This window comes from Brevibacillus sp. NSP2.1 (genome assembly GCF_000470975.2).
GTDB lineage: Bacteria > Bacillota > Bacilli > Brevibacillales > Brevibacillaceae > Brevibacillus > Brevibacillus agri.
On the sequence record NZ_CP048274.1, the window covers coordinates 5,023,956 to 5,043,180 of the forward strand.

Genomic DNA, 19,225 nt, shown 5'->3' on the forward strand with positions numbered 1-19,225 from the left:
TAGTTCTGCTTATGTCCGCTGTATCGGTGCGAATTTCGCGAGCAGCTTCTTGATGCCTGTCGGGCTTGGAAACGCGATATCAAGCTCCATGTCGTCTCCCGTGCCTTTGACCTTGACGACAGTGCCTGTGCCCCACTTGCCATGCTGCACCCTGTCCCCGACTTTCCAATCCACTCCGGCTCCCTGGCCGTGTCCGGGTAGCTTGTCGCCAGCCTGCATGCCTGGGCGGGAAAACGTTGCCTGAGAGCCTCCGGCAAAGCGCTGCGCCATGCCCGGCTTTGTCGCGCCGAAGCCACCGCCGCCTGCTTGCGAAGTCGTGGAGCCAAACGCTCTCGCCCCCGGATCGCGCTGGCCGAATGCTCCGCCGCGACTGCCGCCAAAGCTCCGCTCCGCAGCAGCAGGGTTTCCTTCCAACAGCTCTGGCGGGATTTCCTGCAAAAAGCGCGATGGCACGCTCACATTCGTCCGGCCGAACAGCGTCCGCATCCGTGCGCACGTCATGTACAGCCGCTCCTCTGCCCGGGTAATGCCTACATACGCGAGGCGGCGCTCCTCCTCCATCTCGGCATCGTCAAACAACGAACGGCTGTGCGGGAACACGCCTTCCTCCAGGCCGACGAGGAACACGACAGGAAACTCCAAACCTTTGGCGCTGTGCAGCGTCATCAGGACAACCTGCCCATTTTCCGCTACCTCTTCTTTTTCCCCGTCTTCTCCGAGCGAGTCGATGTCCGCGACCAGTGCCAGATCGGTCAAAAACGCGAGCAAGCTCTTGTCTTCGTTTTTGCGCTCAAACTCCTGCGTCACAGACAGAAACTCCTCGATGTTCTCCAGTCTGGCCTGCGCTTCGATCGTTTTATCCTCTTTGAGCGATTCGCGGTAGCCGGAGCGCTTCAGCACTTCCTCTACCAACTCGGTCACGCTCAAGTAGTCGGTCATCTGCATCAGGTTGGTAATCAGGTCGTTAAACGACAAAATCGCATTCGTCGTGCGCGACGGCAGCCCCATGTAGGCGGCCTCCTGAATCGCCTGATACAGCGACTGGCCGTTTGCATTGGCGTACGCTTGCAGCTTTTCAACCGTCGTGTCCCCGATATTGCGCTTGGGCACGTTGATGATGCGCTGCAGGCTGATGTCGTCGTCCGGGTTGGAAATGAGGCGCAGGTAAGCCAGGATGTCCTTGATCTCTTTGCGGTCGTAGAACTTCGTTCCGCCGACGATCGTGTACGGAATGTTCGACTTGATGAACACATCCTCCACCACACGGGACTGGGCGTTTGTCCGGTACAGGACGGCAAACTTGTCGTAGCGCTTGTACTGCGGCAGTTGCTTGCGGATCGTATCGACGATGAAGTACGCCTCGTCGTGCTCGGAGTCGCCCTGAAAACACATGATTTTGTCGCCGCCCGGATTTTCCGTCCACAGCTTCTTTTCCTTGCGCAGCTTGTTGTTGGCGATCACCTCGTTGGCTGCCTGCAAAATCGTTTTTGTCGAGCGGTAGTTTTGCTCCAGCTTGATGAGCTTCGCTTCCGGATAGTCTTTTTCAAAGTTGAGGATGATGGAAATATCCGCGCCCCGCCATTTGTAAATACTTTGGTCGGCGTCCCCCACGCAGCATACGTTGCGGTATTTGTCCGCGAGCATGGAGATCAACAGGTACTGGGCCCGGTTCGTATCCTGATACTCGTCCACGTGAATGTAGCGGAATTTTTTCTGGTAAAACTCGAGCACTTCCGGCACTTCTTTGAACAGGCGAACAGTCGTCATAATCAAGTCGTCGAAGTCCAACGACTGGTTGCTTTTCAGCTTTTTCTGGTACGCCTCGTACACCTTCGCGGCGACCTGCGCAAACGGATCTCCGGCAAGTCTGGCGAAAGTGTCCGGGTCTGTCAGTTCGTTTTTCGCTCCGCTGATGGCAGCCAAAATCGAGCGCGGCTCATACTGCTTGGGATCAATGTTTAGCTCCTTCAGGCATTGCTTGACGACCGACAACTGATCGCCCGCGTCGAGAATCGTAAAGCTGCGGCTGATGCCGAGTCGGTCAATGTCTCTGCGCAAAATTCGCACACACAGGGAGTGAAACGTCGACAGCCACGTATCCTGCGCCGCCGCGCCGCCAATGATCGCCGCCACGCGGTTTTGCATCTCCCGCGCCGCCTTGTTGGTGAAGGTGATGGCGAGAATGCTCCACGGCGCCACCTGTTTCACGCTGATGAGGTACGCGATGCGCTGCGTCAGCACTTTGGTCTTGCCGCTGCCCGCACCGGCCAAAATCAGGACAGGGCCTTCTGTAGTCAGTACGGCTTCCCGCTGCTGCGGGTTCAAGCCTGCTGTAATTCGTTCTGCTAAAACCATATGTATAAGTCCACCTTTCCACGTTCCCTAGACGAGTGCATATGTTCCTATTTTCGCACAGATCGCACTTGAGTTCCAGTTCGTAAACGGGCGAGGAAAGATCATCCTTTTGGCAAAAGCGGCTCGTACATCATATAGGCGCGATTCTCCGTCAGCCACTCCTGTTCCAGCCAGGTCCCGTCCTGCGCATACACATTGCGGTAAAGCTGATTGCTCCGTTCGTAGCCGCCCCAGATCGACGGGGTGATGGCGTGTTCTTTTTCGATAATCTCATACGTTCGTGTCGGGGGCATGTCGGAGCGCCACTCTCCGACCAGATGCGTGTCGGTCAGGTAGACGTGAAGCTGGAACGTTTGCTTCGTCCGGTTTTCGATCTGCAAGTCGAGGTAGTTGTAAAAACAGGTCGCACCGCTTCCGAACGGCTGCGTCCGGTTGGCGTCGGGAAAAACGTCGTAGCTGTGGCGGTGGCGCTCGGTGACCGTCAAGGGCGTATGCAGCGTCATCCAGTACAGCAAATTCGAGAGCTGACACAACCCGCCGCCGATTCCGGCTGTGACGCGCCCGTGCGAGAGCAGCATCCCCTCCACGTAGCCTTTTCCTTTTGTCGGCTTGCCAATCAGCTTCCAATAGGAAAAGGTTTCACCCGGCCGCAGCATTACTTTGTCCAGGCGAGCTGTCGCCAGTCGCAAATTGATGACTTTGTTGTGCTGCATCCACATCTCGACGTTTTGCAACCGCCGCAGCAATATCGTCTGGTGGGAAAAATGCACATGCGAAAGCAGCTCGCTTTTTTTCTCGCGGGCGAATCTCGTTCGTCCCACCAGCCACTGAATCCGTCTTTTCCCGCGGTAATAGACGATGCCTGCCGCGAGCCTCCACCTTCCCCGCGCAATCGGCTTCATCCTCGCGCCTCCTCTTTTTTCCTGATTTATAACATGTAGACGACGCGTCAGGCCCGTTAGTTGCGAAAAAGGCTCCTTCCGATTTTGTAAGGGCGTCGTAAGCCAATTCTCTTTCCTCGCCCCTCCCTGTGCGGTAGGATGAAGAGGTGTCTGTTTTTGTTTGGACATTCATCTATGGAAAAAAGGAAGTGATCGGCTTGTCAGCCTTTGCTCCCATCGGGAACCAACGGATCAACACATTGGACACCGTGCGCGGGTTCGCCCTGCTCGGCATCGTCCTGGTCAACATATTGCCGCTTCTCTCCGTGCAGACACCTGCTCCCGGCAGCGTTGACGCCTGGCTGTTCCAGTTTTTCAACTTTGCCGTGGAATCGCGCTTTTTCGTGATTTTCTCGTTTTTGTTTGGCGTCGGCTTCCATCTGTTTGTCAGCCGGGCAAAAGAAAAAGGCGCAAACAGCACCGCCCTGTTCATTCGCCGATTGATTGCGCTTCTGGCCTTCGGCTTCGTGCACAAAATGTTTCATCCGGGAGAAGCGTTGTTCATTTACGCCATCTTCGGCTTTATGCTGATGCCTTTTTACCGCCTGCGCGCTAAAACAAATCTGGCAATCGGTCTTATTCTCTCCATCCTGGTTTGCGCCACAGGCGTGAAGCCGTTTCTCGTGCTGCCGCTGTTCATTCTCGGCCTGTCCGTCGGGCAATTCGGGGTTTTTCAGGACATTCCCCGCTTCCTGCCCGCGATCAAAAAGGTGCAAGGAATCGCCTTCGCGCTCACGCTGCTCGGCTTGTACGCCCAGTATCAATTCCTGCCATCCGATCCGTTCATGTCGGCCCAGACGATCGTCGTGGACGATATCTCGGAGCAACAACTGCTGGAGCTTACGTATTACACGATCGCCCTGACCTCGACAGGCTTTGTCATGTCGGCGTTTTACACAACGACGCTGATCCGGCTGTTGGAGCACCGCAGCGTGCAAAAGGCGCTGGCGCCGCTGACCAGCTACGGGCGGATGGCGCTGACGAACTACGTGGGACAGACGGTGCTGATTTTGGCTGGCGGCTATTTGTTTGGCTGGTACGGCACGCTCAGCTACTGGCAGTCCACGCTCATTTGTCTCGGCATTTACGCGCTGCAAATGGCGTGCAGCATGCTGTGGCTGTCGGTCTTTCGCATGGGGCCGCTGGAATGGGTGTGGCGCGTATGCACGTATATGCGGGTGACGCCTCTTTTGAAGGGCAGCAAGGAGCGGGGGCGCGCCTGATAGCTTGCTAGGGCTTGCATTTAACAGTATTGACCCTTCTGGCCCTTCCTCTTCGAAGTGAATTTGGAAAAAATGAGCAATCCGTTCTTTTGATGGATTGCTCGTTTCACCTATACCCGATATCCTACTTATTGAGATGAAGATGATGACTATTTTGGAAGTCTTCTACATGCCTGAAATAGTGACTCTTCTGTTAGCTGCTGCGTTTAATTTAAGGAGCATAGCCAAACAAAACGACAAAATCATAAAGTTGCTAGAGGAATTAAAAAAATAAAGATAGCAGCCTAAAAACCGCCAGAATGTACAAATTCGGCGGTTTCTTTTCGACAATCGAATTAAGCCTTTCGTTGGAGGTTTCACGCTGATCGCGACTGCCATTCTAGTGCGGAAGGTGTTTGGACAACTGCAACAAAAATGCAACGCCTCACTTCTTCAACCGATACGGCACCGTAGCGATTTTCACATCCTGCCTGGCAAATAAATACGCCCGAATCAGCAAACTCGTCTGGTTATGCAGCAGGTTATGCCACCAGCGCTTTGTAATAAACTGTGGAATCATGACCGTAACATGGTCGGTTTCGGCCTTTTTCCATTCCACCGTGTCAATAAACTTAAACAACGGCCTGATGATACTACGGTAGTGCGAACGCAAAACAATCAAGCGCACTCCCGGATTCCACTGCGCCCATTTTTCCTCCATTTTTTTCATGTCCTCATCACTGAATCCTACATAGACAGCCACGATGTCGTCCGTCAATGATTGCGCATAACTGATCGTGTTTTTTACCACCTGCGATATGCCCGCCACCGGGATCACAATGACACTGCCTTTTGGCTCCGGCTTATCGGTTTCAACATCCAGCCGCAGCTCATCGGCCAAATCTCTGTAGTGCCTGTTAATTTTGCGGAAGATAAAAATGACGATGGGCAGGAAAATAAAAATCGACCACACCTGCGTGAACTTGGTAAGCAAGAAGATCAGGCAAATCGTCAAGGTCGTGAGCATGCCCAACGTATTAATCAGAAAAGGCGTGAGCCAGCCTGGCGGTTTTTTCGTGATCCATCGCTTCATCATCCCTGCCTGTGACAGCGTAAACGGGATAAACACACCAAGCGCGTATAACGGGATCAGATTTTCTGTTTCTCCTTGAAACGCAATAATTAAGATTCCTGAAAGAATCGCCAAAAAAATGATTCCGTTCGAAAACCCCAGACGATCTCCCCGGACCATAAACATGTTGGGCATGAATCTGTCCTTCGACAGCATAAAGGCAAGCAAAGGAAAGGCCGCAAAAGCCGTATTGGCTGCAAGGAACAAAATAAGCGCTGTAACAGCCTGAATGAAGTAGTACAGGATTCCGCGCCCAAAAACCGTTGAAGCGATTTGCGACACTACTGTTTCCTTTGGACTCGGCGCAATCCCGTACGCGTAAGCCAGCAGGCTGATTCCCATGAACATAATGCCAAGGATCAATCCCATGGTGATAAGCGTCAAAGCTGCGTTTTTCGGTGCTGGCTCCCTGAAATTCGGAATGGCGTTGGAGACAGCTTCTACCCCTGTCAATGCCGAGCAGCCTGAACTAAAAGCCCGCAAAAGCAGGAATAACGTAATGCCTGGAACAACTGCGCCGTATTCGGGAGATGGCGTGTGAACGTTCCCGGCTATCCATTGATACACGCCGCCAATGATTAAGGCGAGAATGGCTACGACAAAAAAATACACGGGGTACATTAAAATCGTAGCCGACTCCGTGATGCCCCGTAAATTCAAGAGCGTGACAATGAAAATCATCAGAAGGGCAACCAGCACGCGATGTTCATGCAGAGCCGGAAATGCCGATGTAATCGCGTCTGTGGAAGCGGACATACTCACCGCCACAGTCAAAATGTAATCCACGAGCAAGGAACCGCCTGCAACCAGCCCTGTCGTGGTTCCCAAATTGTCCTTTGCCACAATGTATGCTCCGCCGCCTGTCGTATAAGCGAATATCGTTTGGCGGTAGGACAAAATCAGGATAGTTAACAGGCCGACAACGGCAATCGAGATCGGGATGGAATACCATAGCGCTGCAGCTCCCACCGTTATTAATACGAGAAGAATCTGCTCGGTTCCGTAAGCTACGGAAGATAGCGCATCAGATGAAAGGACCGCTAACGCTTTTACTTTGCTTAATTTTTCTGCTGCAAGCTCGTTTGTTTTCATCGGTCTTCCGATCAGGAAGCGCTTGAAATCGGATATCATCTATATTCTGCCCCTTACCAGATTTTCGGTTAGTTTCCCCGCCGTTTCCAAAATTAAACGAACCGGTCCACCTGCTGCTAATCATGCACGGCTGCTCATTTTTTCTTATGTCAGACTACCCGAACCTTGCTCGCTTCCAGCTAAACAAGGCAACAAAAAAGCAGCCTGCACGATCTGTCACGCGGCTGCGCCCCAACCCATTTTCTTCCAAAATATATGCTTTCGCAAAAAAAAGAGAGCCTTCCATCATTCTGGCTCTCGTCTTCTGTCTGCTATTGTTCACCCTTCACGGCAGCCACTGTCGCCAAAGCTGCTTGCAGGTCGTCATAAATCACGTTGCCCACGACTACCGTGTCGGCAATCGCCGCCATTTCCGCCGCTTGCTGCGGAGTGCGAATGCCGCCCCCGTAAAAGACGTGGGCTTCGTCGGCCCCTGCCTTGCACGCCTTGACGATAGCAGGATCGCCGTAGGTGCCGCTGTACTCCAAATAGACGACAGGCAAACGGCAGATTTTGGTCGCGACTTGCGCGTATGCCTTCGCTTCTGCGGCGTCTGCGATCGGCCGCGCGCGCGTCAGCTCGGCCACTCCTGCTGCGGGATTGGCGATGAGATACCCTTCCGTAATGATCTCGTCCCAGTGAATATAGGCGCCATATGCTTTCAGCCCGGTGACGTGCGGCGTAAACGTCCAGTCAGGATCACCCGCATTCAGCACGAGCGGGATCAAATACGAATCAAATCCGGGCACAACCGCATCGAGCGAAGAAATCTCCAGCACAGCCGGAACCGCGTAGCGGCGAATGCGGGACATCAGATCGAGCGTGTTGTCGAATGTCACGCCGTACGTGCCGCCGACAATAATCGCATCGGTACCGGACTCGCAAATCAGTTCCAGCGCCTCGTCGTCGATCGTTTTGTCCGGGTCCAGTTTAAACGTATGGCGCCAACTGCGATAGTCAATCAACGTTGCCTGCCTCCTAGCTATTTTCCAATGCGCTCCAGCGCCATCTGATATCCGTCGTTGCCGTAGTTCAGGCAGCGTTTGACGCGGGAGATGGTGGCTGTGCTGGCCCCGGTCTCCGCTTCGATCTGGTTGTAGGTAAAGCCTTTGCGAAGCATGCGCGCTACTTCCAGCCGCTGCGCCAGCGACTGCATTTCGTTTACCGTGCACAAATCGTCAAAAAATTGATAGCACTCTTCCATTGTTTCCAGAGACAGAATCGCTTCAAAAAGCTGTTCAATCCCTTTCCCCTTCAGTTTTTCCAGTTGCATGTTCGTCACCCCGATTATGGTCTCCGTCTTCCGGACGGTTTCTCGCTGTACAATTTTTAAGCACTAAAGCCTTACAATTAATCTTAGAAGAAACCGCCTTCATCCGCAAGCCCCAATCCCTACTGGAACTTCAACGATTGCGACAGATCCGGGGTAGTCGGGAGGATTTCCACCCATGTATTTCCCGGCAAAAGCGGCGCCTCCTGCGTCAGCGCAACGTCCTCGTAGGCACGAATGACGCCGTTGCTGCGCTTCCACTTGATTTTGCGGGCTTTGCCCTGCTGGAACAAATAACCGTCTCCCGGGCCGACTACATCGACCTGTCTGCGGCCCTCGCTGTCGAGGACGCGGTGCTTGGCCGAGATGACCAGCAAATTCGTCGTCGAAAGCTGCTTGTTGTCGCTCAGATCGACATGTGGCTTGCCAGCCGTGAAGCGCATGTATTTCTTTTGTTCGGCATCGTATGTAAAGGCAGCCTTGTTCAACGAGTGAAACGTCAAATCCACCTGTGTCGCCGGCTCGCCTTCCTTGATCTTTGCATCTGCGGGCAGGAACGTGAAGTGAGGCACTTCAGCGGTTGAGCGCATGCCTTTGTCCTCCATCGCCTGCTGGATCAGCTCTGGCTTGGTGTAGAGGTTGTGCGGCATTTTGCGGAAGTTCTCCCTCCAGAAGTAGCGGCCGTTCGGGATTTCGTCCAGATGGCTGTAGTCGGACCGCGCCAGCGTTTCCAGCGCTTCCTGGCTGCCGCCTGCATGGACGAGCACAGCGTCAAAGCCGATGCCGAGCTGAATGAAATACGGGCGAATGCTGCGAACAGGCCCGATGACGTCCGGCTGCTGGCTTTGGTAAATCGTCAAAAAGCGAGTCATCTCGCCCTCGGCCAGCACTTCGTAGATAATGTCCGCCTTGTTCAGCCCTGTCTGCGGCCGCGCTGGCGGCGCGTTGTTAATCATGACCATGATCGGGCGCTTGCTGTCCAGTCGTTCCTGACTGCCGAGTCCTGTCAACGGGGCAGTGTACGGGTATTGGATCGGTTGGTTCGCCTCCGGCGGCGTTTGCACGGTAGGAGCGGTCGGCTGCTCTGGAGCCGGAGTAGGCTGCGTATCCACCGACTGCGTGGCGCAAGCCGTAACAAATAGCAGCAAGGATAGTAGCATGAGTGACGTTTTCGTCTGTCGTTTCATGAAAATCGCTCCTTTCCATCTGTCGGTGCCGTTTTTTCCCTTCTTCATTTTTCGCGAGAGCGGAGGGGATTCCTGCTTCCACACGTTTTCCACGATTCTCTTACGCGCCTCCCACACATCTCGTTTTTGGCTATGCTATAATAATGGAAAACAGATGCAAAGCGAGGGCAAAACCATGAACACCCCCTACCTTGTCTATCTGGTGGACGATGAAACCAACCTGCTAGAATTGCTGCAATCGTACTTGCAAAGCGCCGGATTGCAGGTCAAGGCATTTTCCAGCGGCACCGAGGTGCTGCCGCTGCTTGATGAAGAAACTCAGCCCCATTTGTGGATATTGGACATCATGATGCCGGATATCGACGGCTACGAGCTGCTCCGGCTCATCCGCCAAAAATCGAACGTCCCGATCATTTTCATCTCGGCCCGCGACCAGGACGTGGATAAAATCATCGGTCTGGAGTTGGGCAGCGACGACTATCTCGCCAAGCCGTTTTTGCCTCGCGAGCTGGTCATTCGCGCGAAAAAGCTTTTGCAGCGCACCTATGAAAAGCCAGGTGTTGCCGTCGTGTCGCCGCAGACTATCCAGGATTGGGTAACGGTCGGTCCTTATATGATCTCAGAAAAAGGACGGCAAGTAAAAGAAGGCGACGAACTGATTGATTTGACGACCAAAGAGTTCGAGCTGATCGTCTACCTTTTGCACAACCAGGGACTGGCGCTGAATCGCGAGCAAATCCTGACCTCGATCTGGGGCGAGGATTACATCGGCTCCGACCGTGCCGTCGATGACCTGGTCAAGCGAATCCGCAAAAAAATGCCCAAGTTTCCACTCGAAACGGTCTATGGCTTCGGCTACCGGATGACGCGCGTATGAGCAAATTTCGGCTGAAAAACTTGCCGCTCTCCCGGCAAATTCTCATTTTGTTCATGCTGTTGACGAGTGTGCTGGGCATTGGACTTGGCATCGGCTATCCGCTGGCCGTCAAACAATACCTCGTCTCCAACACGTACGCGCTGCTGGAGGACGAGTTTTACACGTTGTCCGAGCATATTTCCTTCAATGAACACAACGAGCTTTTGCCCGTTCCGGCTGCGGCTCCTTACTTTTTGCAATTGCTGCTTTCCCGCTACGAATACTCGTTTGACATGATCGTCTACGCCGAAAACGGACGAGAGCTAGGCAGCCGCAGCAGCAGCGGGCGGATTCCGTATGAGGAAGCGCGGGAATTGTTCCTCAAGGCTGCCGCGCACCCGAACGGCCAACTGCAACACGGCACGTTGAGTCGCGGCGACGAAAACTACCTGTTCGTCAGCAAGCGCATGGACTATCACGGCTTTCCGTACTACATGGTGCTGTTCTCCAAGGAAAAAGAGCTGAATCAGATCAACGCGATCCTCACCCGGCAGTTTTTGCTGATTTTCAGCCTGCTTTTGCTCGTTAGCTGGCTGCTCGCTGTCTGGTTCAGCGGATATTTGAGCAGGCCGCTGCGCAGTCTGGACGAGCTGTGCAAAAAGATCGCCCGCCGCCAGTTCGACATTCCGCTCGTGATGGATCGCGGCGACGAGATCGGCCAGCTCGCCCGCTCATTTGATACGATGAAAAACCAGTTGAAGGAATACGACGAATCACAGCGCCATTTTGTGCAAAACATTTCCCATGAGCTGAAAACGCCGATCATGGCGATTCAGGGCTATACCCAAGGCTTGATCGAGGGCGTCTTCCAGGGACCGCAAGCGGAAAAAGGGCTGGCGATCATCATGGAAGAGAGCAAACGGCTGGAAAAGGTCGTCGGCCAGTTGTTGTATTTGACCAAAATCGAATCCGTCTCCCAAATAATGCAGGTAGGACGCGTCGACCTGTCGGAGATGATGCATTTGCTGCGGCAACGGCTCTCCGTGCTCAATCCGCAAGTAGAGTGGCAAGTGAACGTGCCCCCCGACTTGATCGTGGAAGGCGACGGCGAGCAGCTCAGCACCGCTTTTGTCAACATCATGGAAAACCAACTGCGCTATGCCAAAAGCCGGCTGACCATCACCGGCCGACAGCTTGGGCAAAACGTAGTCGTGAGCATCTCCAACGACGGTCCGCCTATCGAGGAGGCGCTGCTGCCGAACTTGTTCCAGCGCTTCCGCAAAGGCAAATCCGGCAAGCACGGCCTTGGACTGGCGATTGCCCGCGCCGTCTTCGAAGCCCACAAAGGCACGATTGATGCCCGCAATGACGCGGACGGGCCTTGCTTCACCATGACGATTCCCGTCTCGTTCAAAGGCTGACAGAGCCAGTAGCAAAAAGAGCGATTCGCCCGATGCAACCAACCATCGAGGCCAAATCGCTCTTTTTTTGCGCGCTTGCCTATAAAGCAAATTCGACAAAAGCATAGCTAGACACTGTCTCGTAGCCGAGCTTTTCATAGACCCGAATCGCTTGCGGATTGTCGGCAAACACCATCAAATAGACGTTTGGCGACTTTTCCAGGCCCAGTCGGCTGACGTCGGACGTAATCTGCGTCCCCAGCCCTTTTTGCCGATGCTTTTCGCTCGTTCCGATGTTTCCGATCTCCACAAACGCCTCTTCGTACACGTGAAAGCCTGCCAAGGCCATCGGCTCGTCCTGCTCGGAAAAAAGCGCGATGTGCGGCATCTCGACCACTTCCTCGGCGCGAAAGCTAATCATGCCGATTCTTTGCGCCAGCTCCACGGCGACCTCGGCCTCAGCCGATGCGAGCAGGCGAGAATCCCCCGGCGCAAGCAACTTCTCCGGCCGGACCAGCTTCATCAGTTGCATTTCCCTTTGCGACAGCGTCCCTGGAATCGTCACCCGCTTGAGGCAAGCGTGAGGCACAGCGAACACCCCTGTCTGCCCGGCAGCCAGATCGACAGCAGGATGCTCGCGAAAATAATTCAGCATCTCCGTCACCTCGTAGTCTCTTTCAGCGGCAAAAAGCTGCAAGGAAAACGCATGGAACGGCATCCCCTGCAAATACGAGCCAACCGCCCGCAGCTCTCCCTCCTCCACATCTGCCGCAAATAAGCTCCGCTCCGCCCGCAACGCCACATTGCCGTACAATATGTACGACTGCTCCAGCGAAATGGGCGCGAGCGAACGAACTTGTTCACGATTCATCGGCAAAATCACGGCAAAAACACCCCTTCTTTCGATTCCCTATTGACGTTCTTACGCTTGGCGGTTACCATGATAAAAATTTCTCTAATAAAGATCATACAGGAGGAGAGACTTGTGGCTTTTTATTACACAGAACCATCTCGGACGTTTAACGAGTTTTTGCTGCTTCCGAACCTGACCACAAAAGAATGCACCCCAAACAATGTGGACTTATCCACTCCGATTACCAAGTTTAAAAAAGGCGAAAAACCAGCGATCAAACTCAACATACCGTTCTCATCCGCAGTCATGCAAGCAGTTTCCGACCATCATATGGCGGTCGCATTGGCTAGATGTGGCGGTATTTCCTTTATTTTTGGCTCCCAGTCGATCGAGAGCCAGGCGACCATGGTTCGCAAAGCGAAAAACCACAAGGCAGGCTTCGTCGTGAGCCGCTCCAACCTGACGCCAAGCCACACATTGAAAGATATTTTGGAACTGAAAGAACAGACAGGCCACTCCACAGTAGCGGTGACCGAAGACGGCTCCGCCAAAGGCAAGCTGCTCGGAATCGTTACCGGACGCGACTACCGCATCAGCCGCGACTCGCTGGACAAGCCTGTGAGCGATATCATGACGCCGTTCTCCTCCCTGATCTACGGCAAATCCGGCATCACGCTCTCCGAAGCAAACGACCTGATCTGGGAGCACAAGCTCAACTGCCTCCCGATCGTGGACGACAACCAAAATCTCGACTTCCTCGTTTTCCGCAAGGACTACGACTCCCGCAAAAACAACCCGCTGTCGCTTTTGGACGCCAATAAAAGCTATATCGTAGGAGCGGGCATCAATACGAAAGACTATCAGGAGCGCGTTCCTGCCCTGGTGGAAGCAGGCGTCGACATCCTCGTGATCGACTCCTCCGACGGCTTCTCCGAATGGCAGCGCGACACGGTTCAGTTTGTCAAACAAAACTTCAACGTGCCAATCGGCGCTGGTAACGTCGTCGACAAGGAAGGCTTCCGCTACCTCGTAGAAGCGGGCGCAGACTTCGTAAAAGTCGGCATCGGCGGCGGCTCCATCTGCATCACCCGCGAGCAAAAAGGGATCGGACGCGGCCAGGCTTCCGCTGTAATCGAAGTGGCGGCAGCGCGCGACGAATACTTCAAGGAAACCGGCATTTACGTACCGATTTGCTCCGACGGCGGCATCGTGCACGACTACCATGTGACGCTCGCGCTGGCAATGGGCGCAGACTTCGTCATGCTGGGCCGTTACTTCGCCCGTTTCGACGAAAGCCCGACCAAAAAAGTGAAGATCGGCAACAACTTCGTGAAAGAATATTGGGGAGAAGGCTCCAACCGCGCGCGCAACTGGCAGCGCTACGACACAGGCGGCAAAAGCAGCCTCGTCTTTGAGGAAGGCGTGGACTCCTACGTGCCATACGCGGGTAGCCTGCGCGAAAACTTGGACCGCACGCTGAGCAAAATCAAGTCGACCATGTGCAACTGCGGCTCCCTGTCCATCTCCGAGCTGCAGCAAAAAGCGCGCATCACGCTGATCTCCGCTACCAGCCTCGTCGAAGGCGGAGCGCACGACGTCATCCTCAAAGAAAGCACCATGGCAGCCGAATAATAAATATCCAGGCAGGAAAAAAACGACGCGTAAGCTGTTCTCGTCGTTTTTTTCTATTTCAGACAAGCTACGACAGGCAGTACGCCGCAAACGGCTCCCCGTGACGGTTCGGGTCGCTCAGGCGGTCCAGCTTTTTCATCGTCGCCGCATCGAGCGCAAGCGAAGCGCTCTGCAAGTTATCCGTGAGCTGGTCAACGCGAGTCGCCCCCACGATCACGGTCGAGACAGCAGGCTTGTGCATCAGCCAGGCGAGCGACAGCACGCTCGGAGAAACGCCCAGCTCGGCTGCTGCCGCACTTACTTGCTGCCCGAACGCCAAGTTTTCCGCACTCAGCTTCTGGACGAAGCGCGGCTCTTTATCGGCGCGAGAGCCTGCCGGAGCTTTGTCTGCGCTCGTATATTTTCCGGTCAAAATGCCTCCCGCCAGCGGGAAGTACGGGATGATGCCCACGCCCTGATCGAGACACATCGGCACCAGCTCGCGCTCCGGCGTGCGATCCGCGAGCGAATAGCTGACTTGCGTCGAGACGTAGCGGTTCAAGCCTTCCTTTTCGCTGATCCCGATCGCCTTCATCAGCTCCCACGCCGCGTAGTTCGACGCCCCGATATAGCGCACTTTGCCGGAGCGCACCATGTCATCCAGGGCGCGTAGCGTCTCTTCCAGCGGCGTCTCCGGGTCGAAGGTGTGAATCTGGTACAAGTCCACTTGAGACTCCCACGGCTAAAGCCGCAAGCCTTCCACCTTGCGGTGTACGGGTGGGATTCTTGAATGACTAAGCGTTCGCAGTCCATTTCTGTTTTGAACAGCCTTCAAGATGAGGGCATCTCATTGCCCCTCCTAAGACAGTGCATATAGCATCTTAGGCTGATTGACTGTTACCATCAATCACAGGTGCATATCGAATGTTCATAGCACCGACTAAATCACGATGTTTTTCGAATCCACATTTGCATTTATACTTACGGTCTTGTGCCTTATTCTTCTCAGAGCATTTAGGGCATGTCTGACTTGTGTATGCAGGATTCACATGCTCAACTCTAATACCAACTAAATTCGCTTTATATTCAATGAACTGAGACAGGCGATAAAATGACCAAGTATGCAGATTCTTTTCGTTTTTACGGCTTGTTCTTGCCGTCTGTCTAATATTCGCCAGTTGTTCCAAGCGAATGACAGAAATTTTATTGTCTTTTGCAAAATTTACGATAGCACGACTAACCTTATGGTCTTGGTCTTTCATCCAACGTTGTTCTTTATCTTTTGAACTACGAATCGCATTTACCATTTTCTTTTTGCCTAATGCTTTGCGTTCAGAACGAAACTTACGCTTCATGTACTTATTTTGTCTGCCATTCCCAAAGAAACGTACCTTTTCATCATCTGTTACAACAACGGCAGGAACTTTTAAACCCAAATCAACCCCCATGACTTTTACTCCTGTTCCTTCCATAGTAGGTATGGTGACAGAAATTTGGGCAATCCATTTATTTGCTTTCTGTGTGATTCGAAGCGTACCTAATTTGTGTTTTAGCAAAGCAAAGTTACGGTTGTCTTTATCAACTAACAAAGCACGGATAGATGTTTTAGTTACCTTGCCGTCAATCATAATCGGCATGGAAATGTGCGTGAAATCAAACGAATAATTTTGATTGTTCCAAATGCAGACAGGTTTCTTCAAAACAGGAACAGTAGTGAATTTGCTTTTCTTCACTTTCTTAAACACACTTATAGCGTCCTTGATAGCTTGATTTTTAACGGCACTTGGCAAAGAAGCAGAAATATCCTTACTCGACTTCTTTGTGCTTTTCTTTTCAGCAACCATTTCGGAAACGAGAGAATTGATAGTGGAGAGGTACGTTTGACTCATATCACGCAAAATAGAAGCCTGTTCTTATGTTGGAAGCAATTTCACTTTGACTGTGATGGTCTGCGACATGATTTTCACCCCCTTGTTTTCTGTTGTTCGACATATCGCTTTATAGTTTCACTTGATACATTTCCTGCGGTAGAATGGGAGTGCGTTGAGAAACATATGCGTATGGTCTTTGTCGCATTCAAGAGCAACAATCACAATTTGCAGTTCCTCACATCCTTCATGTACCAACTCTTTGAAGCGTTGTTCTACATCTGCTTGCAGAAAAATCTTTCTTCTGTACCGAGGGCAGAACACAAAATGGTAGTTTAATAATGAAAGGGTTGTGCTTGTTCTTCTGTATTCGTTCATACACCCATCGTATCAGTTTGTTTTATATACTACAACAGATGAACAACAAAAAAGAGTGGAATTTTCAAATACTTGAAGTACCACAAACCTTCGGTTTATTCGTGGTACTCCGTATTTGACCTCACTCTCATCCCGCCCCTAAAGGGGGTGCTATCGCACCGTAGCGGGCTTTCTCGTTCGGAAAATCTGTAAAGGCACCTGTACCGCTGCGCACTTCGCACAGCCGTCAGGTGCCTCTTTGCTTTTTCTCTATACTTCTTCGATCAGGCGCGCCAGCAAAGTCGCGCGTGTCGATATTTCCCCCAGTTCGATCCATTCCTCCGGCGAGTGGGCAAATCCGCCCTTTGCCCCAAGTCCGTCCAGCGTCGGAACCCCGCAGGCAGCGGCGAAGTTGCCGTCGCTTACGCCACCTGTCCCGGATTCCTCCAGCTCCATCCCCAGCTCATGACGGCTGATGGATTTTGCCAGCGCAAACAACACGCCTGTATCCTTGGTACGCTCCATCGGCGGACGGCGAATGCCGCCCGTCACGTTGATGCTCGTGCCCGAAAGTAGCGGCTTGCGCTCGCGGATTACGTTTTCGATGCGTTGCGCCTCTTCCATGGAAACGACGCGCACATCCACCTCTGCCTCCGCGTAATCGGCGACGACATTGGCGCCAATCCCGCCTTTGACTACGCCGACATTGATCGTCGTGCCTTTTTCGTAATCGGTCAGAGCGTGGAGAAATTGGATTTGCCGCGACAGCTCTTCGATGGCCGATACGCCTTTTTGGTGATCGACCCCGGCGTGTGCGGAAATGCCGCGAACCGCCACCGTATAATGCGCGCTGCCTTTGCGCCATGTTTTCAGCGCGCCGCCAGGCTCCGTCGGCGGCTCCAGCACAAAGCTCGCGGCCGAGTGGGACGCTTCCTGCTCTACCAGCCATCTGGAGGTCGGGCTGCCGATTTCCTCGTCGCTGTTGAGCAAGAGCACGATTTTTTTGTCCGCCGGCAAACGGTCCAGCTTCACCAAAGCCCGCAGCGCGAACATCGCCTGCAAAATCCCGGCCTTCATATCATACACACCTGGTCCGTACGCTTTTTCGTCCCGGATGGAAAATGGCCTGCGGGCCGCTTCTCCTTCCAGCCACACGGTATCGTAGTGACCGATGATGAGGATTTGCTTGTCCCCTTCGCCCAATGTGCAGCGCACCTGATCGCCGTATGTCGCATTCGGGATCAGCTCCGCCCTGCCGCCTGTCAGCCGTTGAAACTGGAGCGCGAACCAGCCCGCCATCCGGTCGCCCAGCCGTTTGTCCCGCGAAGGCGAGTCCATGTTGACCGCCTCTTCGAGCAATTGCAAAAAGTGATTCATGTTGTCTTGCAAATAAGTCTGGATTGACATAGTGCCTCTTCCTTAATGAGATTGTGAATTGAGTCCGAACAGGCGCTCTAGTCCGTACACTTTTTCCAGCAGCACGATAAAGACCAGACTCAGCAGAATGACAACCGCGGAGATGGAAGCAACCAGCGGGTCAAGCGTTTCCTGCATATAGGTAAAGATCGCAAGCGGAAGCGTTGTCGTGTCCGGTGCCACCAGAAACAGGGAAACCGTCACATTGTCAAACGACGTCAGGAACGAGAAAATCATGCCTGACACAATCGCAGGCCTAAGCATAGGCAGCGTGATGTCCCAAAACACGCGAAACGGATGGGCACCCAGCATGTAGCCCGCCTTTTCCAGCGTGTAGTCAAATGTGCTAAGCCCGGTGAGCACCAGCCGCACGACATACGGAATGGAAATCAGGATGTGCGCCAAAAGCAGCCCGGTAAACGTACCCGCAATGCCGATGCGCGTAAAAAACAGCAACGCGGAAATCCCGATAATCAGCGACGGCACCGTGAGCGGCGAGAGCATCAGCGCATTGATGAAGCCGCTCCCGCGAAACTTGTACTTGGACAAGGCAAATGCCGCCAGCGTACCGAGCAACGTAGCCAGAACAGCCGTTACCGTCGCCAGCTTGAGACTCGTCCAGAGCGATTCGATAAACTCCGGCCGATCCAAAATCATCGTGTACCATTGGAACGAAAAGCCCTCCGGCGGAAACGCCAAGTATCCGGCAGCCGTAAAGGAGCTTGGAATGATGACCAAAAACGGCAGATTGACCAGCACCAGCACAAAGAACGTGATGAGCCCGAGCACATTCAGCTTTTTCATGACGCAAACACCTCTTTATACCGCTTCGTTTCGATCAACCTCGTGTACAAGGTCACCAGCAAAATCGTACTGCCCAACAGCAGGAAGGCCAACGCCGCACCGAGCGGCCAGTTCAAGGTCGCCATGATCTGCTCATACGCGATCACAGGCATCACCTTCACCGAAGTACCCCCCATCAGGGCAGGAGTGACAAACGCGCTCATCGACAGACTGAAAACGAGTGTCGTCCCGGCGATCATCCCCGGCAAGCAAAGCGGCAGCGTCACCGTAAAGAACGTGCGCATGCGCGATGCGCCCAAAATGGATGCTGCCTTGGACAGCGACGGATCAATCGCGTACAGGCTGGTCGCAATTGCCAGCACCATGTAGGCGATAAACGAGTCGGTCAGGCCGATGACCACCCCAAGCTCGTTGTACAAAAGCCGCAGCGGCTGCTCGATCAGCCCGAGCTTCATGAGCGTTTCGTTGATCCAGCCCTTTTCCCCGAGCACGACCACCCAGCCGAAGTTGCGGATGACCACGCTGATAAGGTGCGGAGCCAAAATCAGCATCGTGACAATCCCGCGCATTTTGCCTGTCGCCTGCGCCATGTACATCGCCACCGGAAAGCCGAGCAAAAGCGTAGCCAGCACGGTCCACAGACTGACGCGGATCGTCCGCCAAAGAATTTCTACGTAAAACGAATCTTGCACAAACAAGGCGTAGTTTTGCAGCGTAAAAGCCTGGTTTTCATCCTGGAAGCTGAGCAGAAGCATGAGCAGCATCGGCAGGATAAATACGCCGAGCAAAACAATCATGGCTGGTGCCGTCAAAAGTGTGATGGAAAGACGCTTGTTCATCCG

The 19,225-nt window shown here is 53.5% G+C and carries 15 protein-coding genes and 2 pseudogenes; 4 read left to right on the forward strand and 13 right to left on the reverse strand.

The window, feature by feature from the left end; translation table 11 throughout:
• Positions 1–9: 9 nt before the first annotated feature.
• Positions 10–2,355, reverse strand: a complete 2,346-nt coding sequence (pcrA, locus tag M655_RS24505; RefSeq protein WP_005836492.1) for a DNA helicase PcrA — start codon at positions 2,353–2,355, stop codon at positions 10–12.
• Between the two features lie 101 nt (positions 2,356–2,456).
• The gene (locus M655_RS24510; protein WP_005836495.1) at positions 2,457–3,257 is read right to left on the reverse strand and encodes a VanW family protein; all 801 of its coding nucleotides are present in this window, start codon (positions 3,255–3,257) and stop codon (positions 2,457–2,459) included.
• Positions 3,258–3,403: 146 nt separating this feature from the next.
• Here M655_RS24510 and M655_RS24515 point away from each other — a divergent pair, with 146 nt between their 5' ends.
• Complete coding sequence (locus M655_RS24515; RefSeq protein WP_005836497.1) at positions 3,404–4,519, forward strand: DUF418 domain-containing protein; 1,116 nt, start codon at positions 3,404–3,406, stop codon at positions 4,517–4,519.
• A gap of 424 nt (positions 4,520–4,943) precedes the next feature.
• Here the strand turns inward: M655_RS24515 and kimA are convergent, their stop codons facing one another.
• From kimA to M655_RS24535, 4 genes are all read right to left on the reverse strand, one after another.
• Positions 4,944–6,761, reverse strand: coding sequence for a potassium transporter KimA (gene kimA, locus M655_RS24520; protein WP_026558488.1), 1,818 nt, complete (start codon positions 6,759–6,761; stop codon positions 4,944–4,946).
• 272 nt (positions 6,762–7,033) lie between these two features.
• On the reverse strand, positions 7,034–7,726 hold the full coding sequence (pcrB, locus tag M655_RS24525; protein ID WP_005833465.1) for a heptaprenylglyceryl phosphate synthase: 693 nt from the start codon (positions 7,724–7,726) through the stop codon (positions 7,034–7,036).
• Positions 7,727–7,743: 17 nt separating this feature from the next.
• A complete protein-coding gene (locus M655_RS24530) occupies positions 7,744–8,034 on the reverse strand; it encodes a YerC/YecD family TrpR-related protein (protein WP_005833464.1) in 291 nt (96 codons plus the stop codon).
• A 119-nt stretch (positions 8,035–8,153) separates the two neighbouring features.
• Entirely contained in the window at positions 8,154–9,218 is a 1,065-nt protein-coding gene (locus M655_RS24535) for a DUF3048 domain-containing protein (RefSeq protein ID WP_026558489.1), read from the reverse strand.
• A 175-nt stretch (positions 9,219–9,393) separates the two neighbouring features.
• On the opposite strand from M655_RS24535, the gene M655_RS24540 reads away from it, so the two are divergent.
• Positions 9,394–10,095, forward strand: coding sequence for a response regulator transcription factor (locus tag M655_RS24540; protein WP_026558490.1), 702 nt, complete (start codon positions 9,394–9,396; stop codon positions 10,093–10,095).
• Positions 10,092–11,495, forward strand: coding sequence for a sensor histidine kinase (locus M655_RS24545; RefSeq protein WP_005833460.1), 1,404 nt, complete (start codon positions 10,092–10,094; stop codon positions 11,493–11,495). Before M655_RS24540 ends, M655_RS24545 begins: the two co-directional genes overlap by 4 nt.
• 79 nt (positions 11,496–11,574) lie before the next feature.
• Here the strand turns inward: M655_RS24545 and M655_RS24550 are convergent, their stop codons facing one another.
• The gene (locus tag M655_RS24550) at positions 11,575–12,357 is read right to left on the reverse strand and encodes a GNAT family N-acetyltransferase (protein ID WP_005833459.1); all 783 of its coding nucleotides are present in this window, start codon (positions 12,355–12,357) and stop codon (positions 11,575–11,577) included.
• A 102-nt stretch (positions 12,358–12,459) separates the two neighbouring features.
• Here M655_RS24550 and M655_RS24555 point away from each other — a divergent pair, with 102 nt between their 5' ends.
• The gene (locus tag M655_RS24555; protein ID WP_005833458.1) at positions 12,460–13,959 is read left to right on the forward strand and encodes an IMP dehydrogenase; all 1,500 of its coding nucleotides are present in this window, start codon (positions 12,460–12,462) and stop codon (positions 13,957–13,959) included.
• A 67-nt stretch (positions 13,960–14,026) separates the two neighbouring features.
• Here M655_RS24555 and M655_RS24560 read toward each other — a convergent pair.
• The 6 genes and pseudogenes from M655_RS24560 to M655_RS24585 form a co-directional block, all read right to left on the reverse strand.
• Positions 14,027–14,665, reverse strand: a pseudogene (locus tag M655_RS24560) (aldo/keto reductase); the annotation flags it as partial.
• Between the two features lie 154 nt (positions 14,666–14,819).
• Positions 14,820–15,827, reverse strand: a complete 1,008-nt coding sequence (locus M655_RS24565) for an RNA-guided endonuclease TnpB family protein (RefSeq protein WP_286086038.1) — start codon at positions 15,825–15,827, stop codon at positions 14,820–14,822.
• Between the two features lie 74 nt (positions 15,828–15,901).
• Positions 15,902–16,184, reverse strand: a pseudogene (gene tnpA / locus M655_RS24570) (IS200/IS605 family transposase).
• Between the two features lie 249 nt (positions 16,185–16,433).
• Entirely contained in the window at positions 16,434–17,570 is a 1,137-nt protein-coding gene (locus M655_RS24575; protein WP_005836120.1) for a M20 family metallopeptidase, read from the reverse strand.
• A gap of 12 nt (positions 17,571–17,582) precedes the next feature.
• Positions 17,583–18,383: an ABC transporter permease gene (locus M655_RS24580; RefSeq protein WP_025844400.1), complete on the reverse strand. Its 801-nt coding sequence runs from the start codon at positions 18,381–18,383 to the stop codon at positions 17,583–17,585.
• Positions 18,380–19,222 (reverse strand): ABC transporter permease, encoded by an 843-nt coding sequence (locus M655_RS24585; RefSeq protein ID WP_025844399.1) that lies wholly within the window; start codon positions 19,220–19,222, stop codon positions 18,380–18,382. Before M655_RS24585 ends, M655_RS24580 begins: the two co-directional genes overlap by 4 nt.
• Between the last annotated feature and the right edge of the window lie 3 nt (positions 19,223–19,225).